The sequence below is a fragment of the Alteromonas sp. AWJ4_197 genome, assembly GCF_056160285.1.
The window spans coordinates 102,051-119,730 of record NZ_JBSWWW010000002.1 but is presented as its reverse complement, the minus strand read 5'-3'; the positions used below and the strand labels follow the sequence as shown (position 1 = coordinate 119,730).

The 17,680-nt window shown below is 49.9% G+C and carries 13 protein-coding genes; 6 read left to right on the top strand and 7 right to left on the bottom strand.

Annotated features, from left to right (window positions below; genetic code table 11):
- Window positions 1-66: 66 nt before the first annotated feature.
- Window positions 67-1,422, bottom strand: coding sequence for an exodeoxyribonuclease VII large subunit (gene xseA, locus ACXAGC_RS03960; protein ID WP_474842599.1), 1,356 nt, complete (start codon window positions 1,420-1,422; stop codon window positions 67-69).
- A gap of 103 nt (window positions 1,423-1,525) precedes the next feature.
- Between xseA and guaB the strand changes: the two genes are divergently transcribed.
- The 3 genes from guaB (at window position 1,526) to ACXAGC_RS03945 (ending at window position 5,607) form a co-directional block, all read left to right on the top strand.
- On the top strand, window positions 1,526-2,995 hold the full coding sequence (gene guaB / locus ACXAGC_RS03955; RefSeq protein ID WP_474842597.1) for an IMP dehydrogenase: 1,470 nt from the start codon (window positions 1,526-1,528) through the stop codon (window positions 2,993-2,995).
- Window positions 2,996-3,067: 72 nt separating this feature from the next.
- A complete protein-coding gene (guaA, locus tag ACXAGC_RS03950; protein WP_474842595.1) occupies window positions 3,068-4,645 on the top strand; it encodes a glutamine-hydrolyzing GMP synthase in 1,578 nt (525 codons plus the stop codon).
- A gap of 236 nt (window positions 4,646-4,881) precedes the next feature.
- Window positions 4,882-5,607 carry a PEP-CTERM sorting domain-containing protein gene (locus ACXAGC_RS03945; RefSeq protein ID WP_474842594.1) on the top strand — a complete coding sequence of 242 codons (726 nt, stop codon included), beginning with the start codon at window positions 4,882-4,884 and terminating at the stop codon, window positions 5,605-5,607.
- Between the two features lie 51 nt (window positions 5,608-5,658).
- Here the strand turns inward: ACXAGC_RS03945 and ACXAGC_RS03940 are convergent, their stop codons facing one another.
- Together ACXAGC_RS03940 and katG are read right to left on the bottom strand one after the other, a co-directional pair.
- Window positions 5,659-6,705, bottom strand: a complete 1,047-nt coding sequence (locus tag ACXAGC_RS03940; protein ID WP_119502001.1) for an NAD(P)-dependent alcohol dehydrogenase — start codon at window positions 6,703-6,705, stop codon at window positions 5,659-5,661.
- A gap of 227 nt (window positions 6,706-6,932) precedes the next feature.
- Complete coding sequence (katG, locus tag ACXAGC_RS03935; protein WP_474842592.1) at window positions 6,933-9,173, bottom strand: catalase/peroxidase HPI; 2,241 nt, start codon at window positions 9,171-9,173, stop codon at window positions 6,933-6,935.
- 264 nt (window positions 9,174-9,437) lie between these two features.
- On the opposite strand from katG, the gene ACXAGC_RS03930 reads away from it, so the two are divergent.
- The 3 genes from ACXAGC_RS03930 (at window position 9,438) to ACXAGC_RS03920 (ending at window position 13,263) form a co-directional block, all read left to right on the top strand.
- Window positions 9,438-10,460, top strand: a complete 1,023-nt coding sequence (locus ACXAGC_RS03930; protein WP_474842590.1) for a zinc-binding alcohol dehydrogenase family protein — start codon at window positions 9,438-9,440, stop codon at window positions 10,458-10,460.
- A 208-nt stretch (window positions 10,461-10,668) separates the two neighbouring features.
- A complete protein-coding gene (locus ACXAGC_RS03925) occupies window positions 10,669-12,291 on the top strand; it encodes a methyl-accepting chemotaxis protein (protein ID WP_474842588.1) in 1,623 nt (540 codons plus the stop codon).
- A 60-nt stretch (window positions 12,292-12,351) separates the two neighbouring features.
- Complete coding sequence (locus tag ACXAGC_RS03920; protein WP_474842586.1) at window positions 12,352-13,263, top strand: histone deacetylase family protein; 912 nt, start codon at window positions 12,352-12,354, stop codon at window positions 13,261-13,263.
- Between the two features lie 6 nt (window positions 13,264-13,269).
- Here ACXAGC_RS03920 and ACXAGC_RS03915 read toward each other — a convergent pair whose 3' ends face one another.
- The 4 genes from ACXAGC_RS03915 to tsaA form a co-directional block, all read right to left on the bottom strand.
- Window positions 13,270-14,193: a phospholipase A gene (locus tag ACXAGC_RS03915; RefSeq protein WP_474842584.1), complete on the bottom strand. Its 924-nt coding sequence runs from the start codon at window positions 14,191-14,193 to the stop codon at window positions 13,270-13,272.
- An 11-nt stretch (window positions 14,194-14,204) separates the two neighbouring features.
- Entirely contained in the window at window positions 14,205-15,044 is an 840-nt protein-coding gene (locus ACXAGC_RS03910) for an MBL fold metallo-hydrolase (RefSeq protein WP_474842582.1), read from the bottom strand.
- 69 nt (window positions 15,045-15,113) lie between these two features.
- Window positions 15,114-16,808: a proline--tRNA ligase gene (locus ACXAGC_RS03905; RefSeq protein ID WP_474842580.1), complete on the bottom strand. Its 1,695-nt coding sequence runs from the start codon at window positions 16,806-16,808 to the stop codon at window positions 15,114-15,116.
- Window positions 16,809-16,902: 94 nt separating this feature from the next.
- A complete protein-coding gene (gene tsaA / locus ACXAGC_RS03900) occupies window positions 16,903-17,628 on the bottom strand; it encodes a tRNA (N6-threonylcarbamoyladenosine(37)-N6)-methyltransferase TrmO (RefSeq protein WP_474842578.1) in 726 nt (241 codons plus the stop codon).
- Window positions 17,629-17,680 lie beyond the last annotated feature (52 nt).

Genomic DNA, 17,680 nt, shown 5'->3' with positions numbered 1-17,680 from the left:
CTGATATCGGGAAGGATTAGGGGAGGGCTAGTGTGACCTAACCCCTGCTCGTGCTCAAGTGTCTTTTCACAGACTTTTCTTCACAGTAGTCACCTTACTGAAAATTTCGCCACTGGCAAGGCGGGTGGTGATTTCATCCCCCTCACTGACTTCCGTTGATGACAGTACTGGCTTATCGTCAGCAAAAGTGATGCTGTAGCCACGTGTGAGTGTTTGCAGCGGGCTCACTGAATTCAGTAATTGTGCCTGACCCTGCAATTGCCTGTTTTTACTTTCAAGCAGGCGCTGCACCGATTTTTTCAGCGCGCTGTCGAGCTGACTGCAACGGTCTTGCAGGCGGACCACCCGGTTTGCGGGATTTTGTCTGTCCAGCCTGCGCAGCAAATTATTCAGCCTGGTGGCATAACCTGCAATCCGTGACTCCATAGCATGGCTCAGGGCCAGTGCTGCGCGATCCAGAGACTGCGACTGACTTTGCAAGCGTCGCTCCGGATGCACCGCTTTCAGGCGCTGCTGTAATACGGCGAGCTGGTGTTGCTGTTGTCTGAACTGTTGCTGCCATGCACGGTTAAGCGCTGTCGCTTTTTGCTGAACAAACGCCAGGCGTTCGCTTTGATCGCGGCTTAACAGTTCGGCACCTGCAGACGGGGTAGGGGCACGCACGTCTGCCACAAAGTCGGCAATGGTCACATCGACTTCATGACCCACCGCACTCACCAGCGGCACCGGCGATGCAGAAATACAATGGGCAAGCGCCTCATCATTAAAGCACCATAAGTCTTCCAGCGAGCCGCCACCACGGGTGAGCAGTATGACATCGACCTCATCGCGATGGTACGCGGTTTCCAGCGCACGGATAATTTGCGCAGGGGCCTGTTCGCCCTGCACCAGCGTTGGATACACGATGACTTCTGTTGCCGGGCTTCGTCGTTTCAATACCGTAAGTACATCGTGCAAAGCGGCACCGGCGGAGGAGGTGACCACACCGATTTTATTAATTACCTGAGGGACAGGGCGCTTGGCATCGGCATCGAACAGGCCGTCGCGCTGTAATTTCAGTTTCAGGGCCTCAAAGGCTTGTTTCAGCGCGCCGTCACCGTCAGCTTCAAGATGTTCAATAACCAGTTGATAGTCGCCCCGTGGCTCATACAAGCCCACAGAAGCGCGAACTAACACTTTGTCGCCTTCCTTCGGGCGCTGTTTTACATAGCGGTTCGACCCCTTGAACATGGCCGCCCGTACCTGGGCTTTGTTATCTTTCAGGGTGAAATACCAGTGTCCCGAGGAGGCCGCGACGAAATTAGAGATTTCTGCAGACAACCAGACAAGGCCGATTTCGCCTTCCAGTACGGTCCTTGCCAGCCTGTTAAGCTTGGTCACAGTGAGAATTTGACGGGATGTAGAAGGGGAATTAAACAGCATAAATAAAAAATCATCAGGTTTAGGACAATTAGAGTTTACCTGATTTAGAAAAAACACTACAATTGCGCCGCAATTAACTCTCCACTTATTCAGGTGTTATTGCATGCTCAGAATCATTCAAGAAGCTCTTACTTTTGATGATGTACTGCTGGTACCGGGGCACTCTACTGTCCTTCCTCATACAGCAAACCTCCATACTAAACTGACTCGCGGCGTGTCGCTGAATATCCCTATGGTATCTGCATCTATGGATACTGTTACGGAAGCGCGTCTTGCGATTGCCCTTGCCCAGGAAGGCGGCATCGGCTTTATTCACAAAAACATGGAGCCGGCAGAGCAGGCAAATCACGTACGTGAAGTGAAAAAATACGAAAGCGGTGTGGTTTCAGACCCTGTAACCGTAGAACAGACCACGGCTATCGGCGAAGTACTCGCGATGAGCAAGAAACTGGGTTATTCCGGTTTCCCTGTGACTGATAAAGATAACAACCTCATCGGTATCGTCACCGGACGTGACATGCGCTTCCAGAACCGTCTTGATTTACCGGTTAGCCAGGTGATGACTCCGAAAGACAAGCTGGTAACAGTAAAAGAAGGTGCAGACTCTAAAGAAGTACTGGATCTGATGCACGCGAACCGTATCGAAAAAATTCTGGTCGTTGACGATGCCTTCAAACTGACCGGTCTTATTACCGTTAAAGATTTCCAGAAAGCGGAAAGCAAGCCAAACGCCTGTAAAGACTCACTGGGTCGTCTGCGCGTTGGAGCGGCTGTTGGCGTAGGTGCCGGTACTGACGAGCGTATTGCTGGTCTGGTTGAGGCAGGCGTTGACGTACTGCTTATCGATACCTCTCACGGTCATTCTCAAGGCGTAATCGACCAGGTTGCCCGTATTCGTGGTGCGTACCCTGATTTACAGATTATTGCCGGTAACGTAGCGACTGCGGCAGGTGCAAAAGCACTGGCGGACGCTGGCGTTGATGGCGTAAAAGTGGGTATTGGTCCGGGGTCAATCTGTACTACCCGTATTGTTACCGGCTGTGGTGTTCCTCAGATTACGGCTATTTCAGATGCGGTTGAGGCACTTGAAGGCACTGGTATTCCTGTTATCGCTGATGGCGGTATCCGTTTCTCCGGTGACATTGCTAAAGCGCTGGCAGCCGGTGCAAGCTGCGTAATGGTTGGCAGCATGCTGGCCGGTACTGAAGAAGCGCCGGGTGAAGTTGAACTGTATCAGGGCCGTTACTACAAATCTTACCGTGGAATGGGCTCGCTGGGCGCGATGAATCAGCGTCACGGTTCTTCTGACCGTTACTTCCAGGCATCAGATAATGCTGAGAAGCTGGTACCGGAAGGTATCGAAGGCCGCGTAGCATATAAAGGCCCAATTGCGACCATCATCCATCAGCAAATGGGCGGCCTGCGCTCAGCCATGGGTTTAACCGGCTGTGAAGATATTCCTACGCTGAACACCAAAGCACAGTTTGTGCGCGTAACGTCAGCGGGCATGGGCGAGTCTCACGTACACGATGTGAGCATCACCAAAGAAGCGCCAAACTACCGTTTGGGCTAATCGCCGCTAAACTAGTATTTTGTCAGGCTGGTATTTCTACCAGCCTTTCTGTTTTATTTAACGGGTAAAAACATGACCACCAATATTCATAGCCAGCGCATACTTATTCTGGACTTCGGTTCCCAGTACACGCAACTGATTGCACGTCGCGTACGTGAAATCGGTGTTTACTGTGAGCTGTGGGCCTGGGATGTGACCGAAGAGCAAATTCGCGGATTCAACCCGGACGGTATTATTCTGTCGGGCGGCCCGGAGTCTGTCACTGAACTGAATTCCCCCCGTGCCCCTGAATATGTATTTGAGGCCGGTGTACCGGTGCTCGGCGTGTGTTACGGCATGCAGACCATGGCGGAACAGCTTGGCGGTAGCGTACAGGGCTCTAACAAGCGTGAGTTCGGTTATGCGCAGGTTGAAGTATTAAAAGCCACCGATCTGCTGGCACAGATTGAAGACCACATCGGTGAAAACGGTAATGCGCTGCTGGACGTGTGGATGAGCCACGGCGATAAAGTAGCGACGATTCCGGAAGGATTCGAAACCATCGCACAGACACCTTCATGTCCTCATGCTGCTATGTATAACGAAGAAAAGCGTTTCTATGGTGTACAGTTTCACCCGGAAGTGACCCATACCCGTCAGGGCCAACGCTTACTGACGCACTTTGTCATGGACATCTGTGGCTGTGAAAAACTGTGGACGCCAGGCGCGATTATCGAAGACGCCATTGCCCGTATTAAAGAAAAAGTGGGCGATGACGAAGTGATCCTCGGCCTGTCAGGCGGTGTGGATTCATCTGTAGTTGCCATGCTGATCCACCGTGCCATCGGGGACAAGCTGACATGTGTGTTCGTAGACAACGGTCTGTTGCGCTTAAACGAAGGTCAGCAGGTAATGGATATGTTCGGAGACCACTTCGGACTGAACATCATCAAGGTGGATGCTGAAGATCGCTTTCTGGCGAGACTGGCGGACGAAGCCGATCCCGAGAAGAAGCGTAAAATCATCGGTAACGAGTTTGTTGCCGTGTTCGATGAAGAAGCGTCTAAGCTTACCAACGCCAAATGGCTGGCGCAGGGCACCATTTACCCTGACGTCATTGAGTCTGCGGGTTCTGCTACCGGTAAAGCCCACGTTATCAAATCCCACCACAACGTCGGCGGCCTGCCTGAAGACATGAAGATGGGGCTGGTTGAGCCGCTGCGTGAACTGTTTAAAGACGAAGTACGTAAGATTGGTCTTGAACTCGGCCTGCCGTACGACATGCTGTATCGCCACCCGTTCCCAGGTCCGGGTCTGGGTGTACGTGTTCTTGGTGAAATCAAGAAAGAATACTGTGACCTGCTGCGTCGTGCCGATGCGATTTTCATCGAAGAACTGCACAATGCTGACCTTTACCACAAAGTCAGTCAGGCATTCACCGTATTCCTGCCGGTTCGTTCTGTCGGCGTAATGGGTGATGCCCGTAAATACGATTGGGTGGTATCGCTGCGTGCTGTTGAAACCATCGACTTCATGACTGCACACTGGGCGCATCTGCCATACGATTTCTTAGGTAAGGTGTCTAACCGTATTATCAACGAAATCGACGGAATCTCTCGTGTAGTTTACGATATCTCCGGTAAGCCGCCCGCGACTATCGAGTGGGAATAAGTTCTCTCATTAGTCTCAATAACAGCGTTCAAGTAAAGCCCTGCAAATGCAGGGCTTTTTGGTTCTTAAATTTAGGGCTCTCGTCTCTAAATTATCAATTATCGCATTTTTAACTGTCAGTTTATTTTGCAACTAAATATTAACAATGATCTATCTAACTGAAATTTAAATGGTATTTTTTTGGCTCGAATCTTGTTAGGGAAAAGTGAGGTTTTGATTAATACAGGAAGTGGAAAATGAAACTAAATATACAAAAATCACTATTATTACTTGCTTTGATTTTAGGACATACATCAGTATCAATTGCGTCTGTTCTTTATTTTGAAGATGACACTATTGCCACATCGTCTGTACCTGGCGCACTAACATTATCCGGTGTGGATGGTCAAACGACAACTGTAACGTCGGTGACAGACTTCAATACTCAGCTTGCTTCACAAAGCTGGGATCTGGTAATCCTTGGCGAACAGAATAACAATATTTTCAGCAGTATCTCAGGTCTTGATACTTATCTGGGTAACGGGGGCTCTATATTAGGTACAACCTGGCTTGATAATTCTGGTTTATCTGCATTATTGGGAGCTTCAGGTCGTTCAGGTACAAACGGGACAAATATTGCGATTGACTCACACCCCATTTTTGCGGGGCTGTCTTCACCGCTTATGCTGGCAAACCCGGGCTGGGGTATTTTTTCCAGTAGCTGGATAGCATCCTCATCATCTCAATGCCTGGGGACGTTGGGTTCAGGTTGTGCAGTTGTTGAGGGAAATAGTGGCAATTCATTACTGTTAAGTGGCTTGTTCGATACCTATGATGTATCTGATGGTAATATTCTCCTCTCCAATAGTATTAACTACTTGTTAAATGGAGTGACAGGTCCGGTAAGTGTTTCTGAACCCGGCACTCTGATATTGATTACTCTGGCTATGGCTGGCTTCTTTACCCGAAGAAAGCGTAGCTAAACAGAAAAGCCCGCATTTTGCGGGCTTTGTTATTTTTGACTGTCCGAAGGTTTACACTTCCAGACTCGCCATATCAATCACGTAACGGTGGGCTACATCACCTTTTGCCAGGCTTGCGAATGCATCATTCACTTCATCAGCCTTAATCATCACACATTCAGGGTGAATGTTGTGCTCAGCACAGAAATCCAGTACTTCCTGAGTTTCCCTGATACCGCCAATCAGAGAGCCTGCTACGCGGCGGCGGCCCATTACTAACGGCATGGTCATAAAATCTTCCATGGGGCCAACCTGACCAACAATAGCCAGCGTACCGTCAATGTCGAGAAGTGGCATGTAAACATCTACATCATGCTTAACCGGCACTGTGTCGATGATTAAATCAAATGATGAACCAGCTTCCTGCATTGCGCTCTCGTCAGTAGAAGCCAGAATTCCACTCGCGCCCAACGCTTTCGCCTGCTCTTCCTTAGAATTTGAACGGCTGAGAACGGTCACTTCTGCGCCCATGGCGACGGCCAGTTTAACCGCCATATGACCCAGACCACCCAGGCCAATTACGCCTACGCGGCTGCCTTCTTTGACGCCCCAGGTACGCAGAGGAGAAAAAGTGGTGATACCAGCACAGAGAATAGGTGCAGTACGGGCCAGATCTAATGATTCCGGTACATTCAGAACGAATTCTTCGCGCACGACAATGTGCTTTGAGTAACCGCCCTGAGTAATTTCACCGCTGATGCGGTCCGGTGCACCGTAAGTGGGCGTCATACCATTGCGACAAAATTGCTCTTCACCGTGGTCACACTGGTCGCAGGACTGACAGCTGTCGACCATACAGCCTACAGCTACGTGCTGGCCCACTTTGTAGTTTTTAACGTCTGCGCCAACTTCTATGACTTTACCGACGATTTCGTGTCCAGGTACTAACGGATAAGGCTGGTCGCCCCAGTCGCCATTTACGGTGTGAAGATCAGAGTGGCAAACGCCGCTATAAAGAATTTCGATGGCCACGTCATTGTCGCGCAGATTCCGTCTTTCGAAATGATAAGGAACCATGTGGGCGTCTGACGAGTGAGCCGCATATCCAATTGTTTTCATAACTATAGCCTCATTTGTCGTTACATGCTCAGGCATATCCTGATAACGGAAATTTTAAATAAAAACACCCGGGCTGTGCATGCCTGATGCTCTCTAATGATTGCCTGATTGTGCAGTTTGCCGGAGGTTTTACGGGAAGACCTGCTGACAGGTTCATTCATAAGCGGGGAAATAAAAATGCCCCCTTAGCGGGGGCATGGTTTAACGAGGTATAAAGAGGGCAGGGATTAACTACGTTTCAGAGCAAAGCGATCGTTGCGCATTACTTTTACCCAGGCATCTACGAAGTCGGTAACAAACTTCTCTTTCGCATCTTCAGAGCCGTACACTTCGGCAATGGCCCGTAACTCTGTGTTAGAACCGAAAATCAGATCAACCGGTGTGGCAGTCCACTTCTGTTCGCCTGAAGTACGATCTGTACCCACATAAATGGCTGCATCATCTTCTGACTTTTTCCATTCTGTAGACATATCCAGCAGATTAACGAAGAAATCGTTTGTCAGCTGACCAGGGTTGCCTGTCAGTACACCATGGGCTGAACCGTCAGCGTTTGCGTTCATGGCACGCATTCCGCCCAGCAGGACTGTCATTTCAGGCACACTCAGTGACAGCATGTCTGCCTTATCGACCATCATCACAGCCGGTGAGCGGTAGTTACTTTCAGCCCAGTAGTTACGGAAAGCATCAGCAGTCGGTTCCAGTACCGCGAACGACTCAACATCTGTCATTTCCTGTGTGGCATCCATACGACCCGGAATGAACGGAACGGTCACGTCAACACCGGCGTCTTTCGCTGCCTGTTCAACACCTGCAGCACCTGCCAGTACAATCATGTCGGCCAGAGAAATTTTGACCTTCTTCGATTTCTTATTGAAACCGGCCTGAATGTCTTTCAGCTTGCCCAGCACTTTTTGTACTTCTGCCGGATTATTAATTGCCCAGTCCTTTTGCGGAGCAAGAGCAATACGGGCACCGTTTACACCACCGCGCATATCCGTATCACGATAGCTTGCTGCAGCGGCCCAGGCGACACGCACTAATTCCTGTACAGACAGACCTGACTTCAGAATGTCCTTCTTCAGTTGCTTAGCTTGTTTGTCTGAAACTAGCTTGTGGTCAACTTCAGGAATTGGATCCTGCCAGATAAGGTCGTCAGCCGGGATTTCAGCACCCAGATAACGGGCTTTCGGTCCGAGATCACGGTGGTTCAGTTTGAACCAGGCTTTACCGAAGGCCAGTTCAAAGTCTTCCGGATTCTGCTGGAAGCGTTTGGCAATCTTACGGAACTCAGGATCTTCTTTCAGCGCAAGGTCAGTGGTAAACATGATAGGAGCGTGACGTTTACCCTGAACGTGGGCGTCAGGAACCATGTTCGCCGCGGATTCTGCAGTAGGGATCCACTGAATAGCGCCAGCAGGGCTCTTCGTTTGTTTCCATTCGAAACCAAACAGGTTATCCAGATAATTTGTTGTCCACTGCGTCGGCGTAACCGTCCAGGCACCTTCCAGTCCGCTGGTCATCGTGTCTTCTGCATTACCTTTGCCACAGCTGTTTTTCCAGCCAAAGCCCTGGTCTTCCAGATCACCGGCAGCAGGTTCTTTACCCAGACAGTCTGCTTTTTTGGCCCCGTGAGCTTTACCAAAAGTGTGACCACCCGCGATAAGCGCTACGATTTCTTCATCATTCATCGCCATGCGGCCGAAAGACATCCGGATGTCGTGAGCAGCTGCAATCGGATCAGGCTTGCCGTGAGGTCCAACCGGATTAACGTAAATCAGACCCATTTCTACCGCAGCCAGAGGACCTTTCAGGTTACCTTTCTCATCCCGGCGCTGATCGGTAAGCATTTCTTCTTCCGGGCCCCAATAAACATGATCCGGTTCCCAGTCGTCCACACGTCCGCCGGCGAAACCATAAGTTTTAAAGCCCATGTCTTCCAGTGCCACGTTACCGGTAAGGGCCATTAAATCGCCCCAGGAAATATTACGGCCATATTTTTGTTTGATTGGCCACAGTAAACGACGTGCTTTATCCAGGTTAGCGTTATCCGGCCAGCTGTTCAGCGGGTCGAAACGTTGCTGACCACCACCGGCACCGCCGCGTCCGTCAACAGTCCGGTAAGTACCGGCTGCGTGCCATGCCATACGGATAAAGAACGGACCGTAATGACCATAGTCTGCAGGCCACCAGGGTTGTGAAGAGGTAAGCACTTCGCGGATATCGGCTTTAACGGCATTTAAATCCAGTGATTCAAACGCTTTTGCGTAATTAAAGTTTTCGCCGTAAGGGTTCGATGCAACACCGTGGGCACGTAACTGGGACAGGTCCAGTTGTTCCGGCCACCAGAATTTGTTGCCTTTCGGGGCTTCGCCCACTACTTTCGCATTTTGATCCATAGTGGCAGAGTACGCATTTGGCGATAATGCCATGGCGATAGCTGCAACAACGGGTAAGAGTTTCATTTTCATGTGTTTATCCTTATTGAATAGTTTCTGGTCACACTTCAGGCCATAAGAATATGATTCAGATTTGTGATAAGAGAAAATTGGATAAACCGATTACTTCAATCTGTTTTTATCATTTGTGAATTAACAATTTATTAACTTTAATTAAGAGCCATGTTATCCCGTTATTGAGCAACTGCGACGATTTTCCTCTGGCGTCTGCGTGTCAGGAAGCGTTATCGTGTGGCACATTCATGTAGAGCAGTTTGCTGAACAAAGGGATAAAACATGCGCGCATATGGTTATAAGCAGGCGTCTGAAACGCTGACTGAAAACGCCATTCAGGCAATCAATATGGCAACTCCTGTGCCGGCGGGAAGAGACCTGCTGGTGAGAGTGCTTGCCGTTTCAGTGAATCCGGTAGATACCAAAATACGTCGTAGCGTGTCTCCTCCGGCTGATGAGATAAAAATCCTCGGATGGGACGCGGTGGGTATCGTTGAATCCACAGGCAGCGATGCGTCGTTATTCAAAAAAGGCGATAAGGTATTTTATGCCGGAGATATTTCCCGTAGCGGTACCAATGCGGAATATCAGCTGGTGGATGAGCGTATTGTTGCGCTGGCACCCGAAGGGCTGTCTGATGTTGAATCTGCGGCCATGCCACTGACTTCCCTGACAGCATGGGAGCTGTTGTTCGATCGTCTTGAAGTTGCCAGGGGTGAAGAAAGTAAAAATAAAGTGCTGCTTGTCACCGGTGCTGCCGGTGGTGTGGGTTCTATTCTTATTCAGCTCGCCCGTAAACTTACCGGTCTGACTGTTGTTGCCACGGCATCCAGACCGGAAACGAAGGAATGGGTGAGTAAAATGGGCGCACATCATGTACTTGACCATTCACAACCTCTGGCTCCGCAGTACGAAGCATTGTCATTAGAGGGTGTTGACTATGTCGCCAGCCTCACGCATACGCAGTCACATATTGCCGCGCTGGCTGATTTAATGAAGCCGCAAAGCAAGTTCGGTCTGATAGACGATCCGGGTCCGCTGGATATCGGTCTGTTAAAGCGCAAGAGTATTTCGCTTCACTGGGAGTTCATGTACACCCGCTCTCTGTTCAATACCAGTGACATGCTTAAACAACATGAAATCCTCAGCGATGTGAGCAAAATGCTTACTGCGGGGGAGCTTCAAACCACACTCGGCCAGCATTTGGGCCCGGTCAATGCCGCTAATCTGTTCAGAGCCCACCAGATCCTTGAAAGTGGTTCAGCCATCGGCAAACTGGTACTGGCACCGTTCGAAACCGAATAACCCTGAGATTCAGTCACTTCCGGCGGCGAATTGTTCCGGTTCGCCGCTACCTTCCGTATAAATGCACATACTGACTTTCCCTTTTTCATACTCCCTCAACTGACATTCGCAACCTGCTGTCATGTTGCTGTCATAAAAACATCATCTAATACTTTCGTCTAAATGATTCAGTATTACATTTACCCGAAAAGCGTTTTACCAGGTTCCCATGTTGAAATATTCCAGTATCAGCCGGCTTGTCATGACACCCGTGATGGCAGCTCTTATTATCTTAGTGATGCTTAACTCTGCATCACTGTATAAATCTTTTGCCTTACTCAACCATTTTGATGAACTGGAAAACAGTCTGGTTCAGTCAGAGCGTGATGTAACAGCTATTCTGAATACCTTTAAAACGCAGGTACAGGAATGGAAAAACACGTTGCTGCGTGGTTATGACGATGACAACAGGGAAAAGTACTGGCAGCGGTTTCAGCAACGGGAAGCTGACGTGCAGGAGGGGTTCCGCAAGTTATTAACGAATCAGGCGATAAGCGCGGAAGCCAAAAGCACTATCCGTGAATTTCTGGATGCCCATAATCACATGGCAGAAAAGTACCGTGAAGGCTTCGACGCGTTTGTGGCAGCGGGTTACGATGCTAAGGTGGCAGACGCCTACGTGAAAGGCATTGACCGCAAACCTGCTGAATTACTTGAAGAGGTGGCAGCAAACATCGCTGAGCAGTCTTTCAATGCCTTTGAAAACCTGAGAACGGATACCCGCCGCACATTATGGATGATCCTGATCGCTGCACTGGTGTTATCGGCACTGACTACCTGGTATGTGGTACAACGTTTACGTAAACAGGTCATTAAACCGGTTAAGCAAATCGCGGCCTGCATTGCTGCTCTGGCAAAAAGCCGGTATGACTACCAGCTTGATTACCGCAGCGGGCACGAACTGGGCTCGCTGGCGGATTCTGCGCGCTCGTTACAGGATAAGTTGCGGGGCTCAGTTGAACAACTCAAGCAGGCTGAGTCTCAGGTTGCCCACGCTGTTATTACGCTGAGTCACGTGAGTCAGGCTATTCTGGCCGGCGCAGAAGAACAGCACCAGACCAGTCAGTCGCTGGACAGCAGTACCGATAAACTGAAAGAAATTGTACAGAGTCTGGTTGCCATCACCGACCAGGTGGCCGTCGCCACTAACAGCTCTGAAACCAATGTTGCTGCCTGTTACGCCACCTTTTCAAAAGCTAATGACGGCTTCAGGCAACTTGCAGAGACAGTCAATCAGTCCAGTGACATTGTTGATGCCCTGCAATCACGCAGCAATAACATCCTCAAAGTCGTTAATGTCATCAATGAAATTGCCGACCAGACCAACTTGCTGGCTCTGAATGCGGCTATTGAAGCGGCCAGAGCAGGGGAGCATGGCAGAGGGTTTGCCGTGGTTGCCGACGAAGTGCGGGCACTGGCAGCCAAAACCCAGCAGTCAACGCGGGAAATCAACGGCATCCTTTCAAGCTTTGAGTCTGAAGCGCAGGGGGCGGTGGTGGCCATGCAATCCGGTAAATCGCTGGCAGACGTAAATGCCAGAGAAGCGGCCGCGGCGCTTGAAACACTGAATCTGGTGGTGAAAGATATACAGGAAACTGCCAGCGTTGTCGTTGTACTGAATGAAGCTGCCGATGAACAGGAAGCGGTGCTTAAACAGGTTGAACAGGTTATCAATAATTCTGTGACATCGTCAGAAAAGTATCATGCCCTGTCACGCAGAAACGATATTTCAGATGCCGTGAGAGAAATGGAAGGAAATGTGAAGCAGGTGGTGATGTCACTGACAAATTAACCGGACTACAACAAAGCGGCCGCCTCATGTTAACGTATAAGAAAACGCAGTCAGCCGCTTATGAATTTGTCCTATCCTCCGTTAGTTTTTCATCCTGTTTACAGTCAGCTTGATCTGCCGGTCAGACACCGCTTTCCCATCGAAAAATATCAGGGGATCCATGATGCGCTGGTAGCCTGCGGCGTGCCACCCGGCCATTTCACAACCCCTGAAGCGCTGACAGCCGCTGATCTGACGGCAATTTACCAGCAAGACTATGTCAGCGCTCTTTGCGGCGGCACCCTTGATCACCAGGCCATGCGCAGAATAGGTTTCCCCTGGTCAGAGCAATTAATCCGCCGTTCCCTCACCGCTGTCAGCGGGACCTGTCTGACAGCCGCACTGGCACAGGTAAACGGACTGGCGCTTAATCTTACCGGTGGTTACCACCACGCTTTTGCTGATTTCGGTTCGGGATTTTGCTTATTTAACGATTTGTATCTGGCAGCGAAGAGGGCGCAGACCCGTGATGATTGCGATACGGTGATGATCATCGACCTTGATGTGCATCAGGGGGACGGTACAGCCAAACTGGCTGAGCATGACGACTCAGTGTTTACCGTATCAGTGCACGGTGAGAAGAACTTTCCTCACCGCAAACAAACTTCAGACATTGATATCGGGCTGGCGAAAGGCTCCGGGGACGATGAGTACCTGACGACGCTTGATGAAACGCTGCACTTAGCGTTTCGACAGTGTTCACCTGACTTCGTTATTTACGATGCCGGCGTCGACGTGCACATCAATGATGATTTAGGGCACCTGCACATCACCACACCGGGTGTTCTGGCCAGAGATAAAATGGTGCTGGATATGTGTAAGCAAAAAGGGCTGCCGGTAGCTTGTGTGATCGGTGGTGGCTATCAGCGTGATATCGCTGCGCTGGTAGATGTACACCTGCAACTGTTCAGAGCGGCAGGTGTCATCCGGTAAAATCACCTACAGGAAGGTTAACTGGAAGCCCAGACCTATGCGTTCCTGGCTGCGGTTGTAGTCAATCAGTGAGTCGCCGTAACCGTTAAAGTATTGCAGCAGCAATTCGTACCGGTTTGAAAGGGGATAGGTCAGGTTCAGCTGAATACTGCCTCTGTTGTGTCCGAAATTCAGGTTATTGCGTAACAGGGCCAGCACCTTGAAGTTGCCAAGACGGGTGCCGTAACCCAATTCCATGCGGCCGTAATAATCATTGATATCCGGATTATCGTCGCCGGCAGGATCGTTTTCGTCCACTTTGGTGTCTTCGGGTATGCGATACCAGGTTTTCAGGTAATACACGTCATCAAAATCACTGAACAATACCGAGGCAAAAATTCTGTTCCAGCTGCGGGAGCGCTCGCCACTCTGTCCGTTCGACATATGATTAAAACCTACCTGGAAGGCGTTAAAGTCGTATCCCAGCAGGGTAATGTCGGCTCCCTGCTGATAAAACACTTCAGGCTGATAATTGGTTTCCCGAAAGGGTTTCGATACTTCGCTGTTATACAGTTGCCAGAAGGAGGTCAGGGTGAAACCGAAATACATACCATCGGCCGTGTCGCCCCGCAGATACAGGGGCAGTTTTACACTTAACTGAAACTTGGCTTCGCTGTTATCAACATTTTCAGGCGTGAGATCCTGATTACCGGCGGAGTTCGGGTTGGTCACATAGGTAACAGGTAAAAGGTAGTTGGTCTGGTACTGTGTGATGGCAAAGTAATTATCCAGTGCCCGGTGGTCGGCTTCGAAACGTGAACTGAGCATACCCGGAGCATCTTTCTGCGCATCGGTGGATGATTTATCCGCTTCCTCCTGCGCATACGCACCTTTGCATAAGACTGCTGTCAGTAACAGAGCGGGCAGAACTGAGTAACGGCAAATTTTCATCGTATAATCCTTTACAGATCGAGAGTCTGGCCTTCTGCCGCCGCAAATAAACCTAATGGCGACTCCGCTATTTCAATGTATTCCTGACAGTGAGCAACCACCTTGTCAATGTCATCGTCAGTACGGTCCGGGTCGTGGCTGTACAATGCCAGTTGTTTAACACTAGATGCCATCGCCAGTTTCACCGCTTCCTCAGCCACAGAGTGTCCCCAGCCAGATTTAGCCGGCATATCTGACAGCATATACTGCGCGTCGTGGATAACCAGGTCGGCATCGCGGGCAAAGTCCACGAAACTGAGAAAATCCGTTTCTTTTTTATAGGGAGGGTAGAGCTCGTTATCAGTGAGATAGGTTAACTTTTTACCGTTTTCAGTAATCGTATAAGCACTGCCTTTTCCCGGGTGGTTCATAGGCAGCCTGGAAATTGTCGCATTGCCTAACCGCCAGCTGTCAATCTCTTCCGGAATGGGGGTTACCGTCACATCAGAAGCCAGCGCACTGGCCGGTACGGGAAAGACGGAACCTTGCATCTGGGTAAGGATCCGGTCGTGCTCAGGCAGGGTGGTCATACCGGGAATGATTTTAATTTCGCGATCTTTCTGGTAAATAGGGGCGAAGAAGGGGAAGCCCTGAATGTGATCCCAGTGATTATGAGTAAGCAGGATATGAACAGGCGTTGTTTTCTTTATAAGCTCGTTGCCCAGCGCCCTGATCCCTGTGCCGGCATCCAGAACGATATCTGTGCCGTCTGACAACTGAACATGAACACAGGCCGTATTACCACCATAACGCACGAAATCAGCGCCCGGCGTGGGAATAGACCCTCTGACACCATAAAAGGTAACTCGCATGCCTTCTCCTGCAGCATTGCCGCCGGGCCGTCAGCAGCCCGGCAATTTCCGTGTTAATCTCTGTCTGTTTTACAGACCGGCAATAAACTCACCGGCGTTATCTATAGAGAGTAAGGTTTTCTCGCCGGTGCGGCGATTTTTATATTCTACCTGCCGGTTATCCAGATTGCGCTCGCCCACAACGATGCTGTGGGGAATACCGACCAGTTCCATATCGTTAAACATGACGCCCGGGCGTTCTTTGCGGTCGTCAAATAACACTTCAATGCCGGCAGCAGTCAATGTTTCGTACAACGACTCTGCAACGTCTTTGATACGCTGAGACTTATGCATATTCATCGGGATAAGCGCCACTTTAAACGGTGCAACCGAGTCAGGCCAGATGATACCGTTTTCGTCGTGGTTCTGCTCAATGGCTGCTGCCACAATGCGTGACACACCAATGCCATAGCAACCCATAGTCAGAATTTGATGCTTACCGGTTTCACCCAGTACACCACAGTTCATGGCTTTAGAATATTTATCGCCTAACTGGAAAATGTGACCTACTTCGATACCACGTTTGATTTCGATTGTGCCTTTTCCGCAGGGTGAAGGATCGCCGGCAACCACATCACGGATATCAGCGCTTTCAATAACACCGGTCCAGTTTCCATTAATGATGAATTTACCATTTTCACCTGCGCCGCAAACAAAGTCTGCTGCTGCCGCTGCGCTGTGGTCAACAATAATGTCTAAACCTGATGTCAGCGGATTCGCGTACAACGGGAAGCAACCAAAAATGTCTTTAGCCTGTTCTTCAGTGGCAATGACCAGCGGTGATGCAATCTGTGGCAGTTTCTCTGCTTTGATATCGTTTAAAGTGTGTTCGTCAAGTAAGACCAGCGCCACCCACTTTTCCGGAGCATCTTCTTCAGTCTGCCCTTTAACCAGCACGACTTTTAATGCGGTATTTTGTTCTTTCAGGAAGTTTTCTGCACTGATCCCTTTTGGCTTGTCGATAACTTCTGCCTCAGCACCTGACGGCACGGCTTTCGTTGCGGGTGCAACAGCCTGAGCCATTTCCACATTGGCTGCATAGTCAGATTCTGTCGAAAACGCGATATCATCTTCACCGGACTCTGCCAGCACGTGGAACTCGTGAGAGACCGCGCCACCAATTGAACCTGAGTCGGCAATAACAGCACGGAAATCCAGACCCAGGCGGGTAAAGATATTGCTGTAAGCCTGATACATGTTATCGTAAGTTTCCTGCAGCGACGCTTCATCCATATGGAAGCTGTATGCATCCTTCATGGTGAATTCACGGCCGCGCATAATGCCGAAACGGGGACGAACTTCGTCCCGGAATTTTGTCTGGATTTGATACAGGTTCAGCGGTAATTGTTTGTAACTGCTGATTTCGTTACGCACCAGTGCGGTAATCACTTCTTCGTGAGTCGGGCCTAAAACAAAGTCGCGCTGATGGCGATCTTTGATGCGCAACAGCTCAGGACCATATTCTTCCCAGCGACCGGATTCTTCCCACAAGTCAGCAGGCTGAACCACCGGCATCAACACTTCCACTGCACCGGCCTTATTCATTTCATCACGCACCACATCTGCGATTTTGTTCAGCACACGCAGACCACTCGGCAACCAGGTATACAAACCGGCAGCCAGTTTGCGGATCATGCCTGCCCGCAGCATGAGCTGATGACTGATAACTTCAGCATCGGCAGGTGTTTCTTTTTGCGTGGACAACAAATATTGGCTCGTGCGCATTACGGTGGTTCATCCTATAGAGAAAAATAAAAACGGCGCCATTCTAGCAGTATAGAAAAGGCCGCAAAAGTCGTTTTTCCGGTTAAGTTTTCTGTTATCCGGCAGGTAGTGGCGTGAGTGATAAAACCACCACGTCACCATTGATAATTTGCCAGCTGATATCCACGTCGTACAGACTCACTTTATAGACTTTGTCATCATCATCCAGTTTATGCCGGTAAGCGGGGCGGGGATCCTGGCTTAGTATATCCTGCGTCAGCGGGATGATATCCGGCCACCTAGCGGAAAGCGCGTGGCATTGTTTGTCTGCTTCTGCAGTAAAAATGACATTGCGGCGGGGAATGGGGGAGCTTGAGGTGAGCGTATCGTCTGCCTCATTCACGGCGTCGGCGTAAGGAATATACGGCTTAATATCAATGACCGGTGTGCCATCAAGTAAATCAACGCCGGACACATTCAGCACAACACGGTCGCCATCCACTGACAGACCTTCATTTTTAACCACTGACATACCAATGCTGTTTGGCCGGTGCGTACTGCGACTGGCAAATACGCCCAGTGTGGCATTACCGCCCAGCCGTGGCGCTTTGACGGCGGGTTTCCAGCCTCTGGCAGCGGTTTCATGGAAATAGAACAATAACCAGACATGACTGAACGCCTCTATGCCTTTAAAGGCCTGCGGGTTGGCATAGTCAGTCTGCATGACAATCTGACCTTTAGCACCGGCTAAGTTCGGCTGGCGGGGAATAGCAAATTTTTGCCTGAACGGTGTGTGAATAATGCCAACAGGTTCAATAGTGGCAGATTCAGGAAAGCTCACGACCTGGTTACCTGAAATAAATGGTTGATTGTCATAATTATCTCATAAAATA

Coding starts and splice junctions, on each gene's coding strand:
- ACXAGC_RS03910 (WP_474842582.1), bottom strand. CDS start 15,044: ATGCGAGTTACCTTTTATGGTGTCAGAGGGTCTATTCCCACGCCGGGC.
- katG (WP_474842592.1), bottom strand. CDS start 9,173: ATGAAAATGAAACTCTTACCCGTTGTTGCAGCTATCGCCATGGCATTA.
- ACXAGC_RS03945 (WP_474842594.1), top strand. CDS start 4,882: ATGAAACTAAATATACAAAAATCACTATTATTACTTGCTTTGATTTTA.
- guaB (WP_474842597.1), top strand. CDS start 1,526: ATGCTCAGAATCATTCAAGAAGCTCTTACTTTTGATGATGTACTGCTG.
- ACXAGC_RS03930 (WP_474842590.1), top strand. CDS start 9,438: ATGCGCGCATATGGTTATAAGCAGGCGTCTGAAACGCTGACTGAAAAC.
- ACXAGC_RS03925 (WP_474842588.1), top strand. CDS start 10,669: ATGTTGAAATATTCCAGTATCAGCCGGCTTGTCATGACACCCGTGATG.
- xseA (WP_474842599.1), bottom strand. CDS start 1,422: ATGCTGTTTAATTCCCCTTCTACATCCCGTCAAATTCTCACTGTGACC.
- ACXAGC_RS03920 (WP_474842586.1), top strand. CDS start 12,352: ATGAATTTGTCCTATCCTCCGTTAGTTTTTCATCCTGTTTACAGTCAG.
- ACXAGC_RS03940 (WP_119502001.1), bottom strand. CDS start 6,705: ATGAAAACAATTGGATATGCGGCTCACTCGTCAGACGCCCACATGGTT.
- ACXAGC_RS03905 (WP_474842580.1), bottom strand. CDS start 16,808: ATGCGCACGAGCCAATATTTGTTGTCCACGCAAAAAGAAACACCTGCC.
- ACXAGC_RS03915 (WP_474842584.1), bottom strand. CDS start 14,193: ATGAAAATTTGCCGTTACTCAGTTCTGCCCGCTCTGTTACTGACAGCA.
- guaA (WP_474842595.1), top strand. CDS start 3,068: ATGACCACCAATATTCATAGCCAGCGCATACTTATTCTGGACTTCGGT.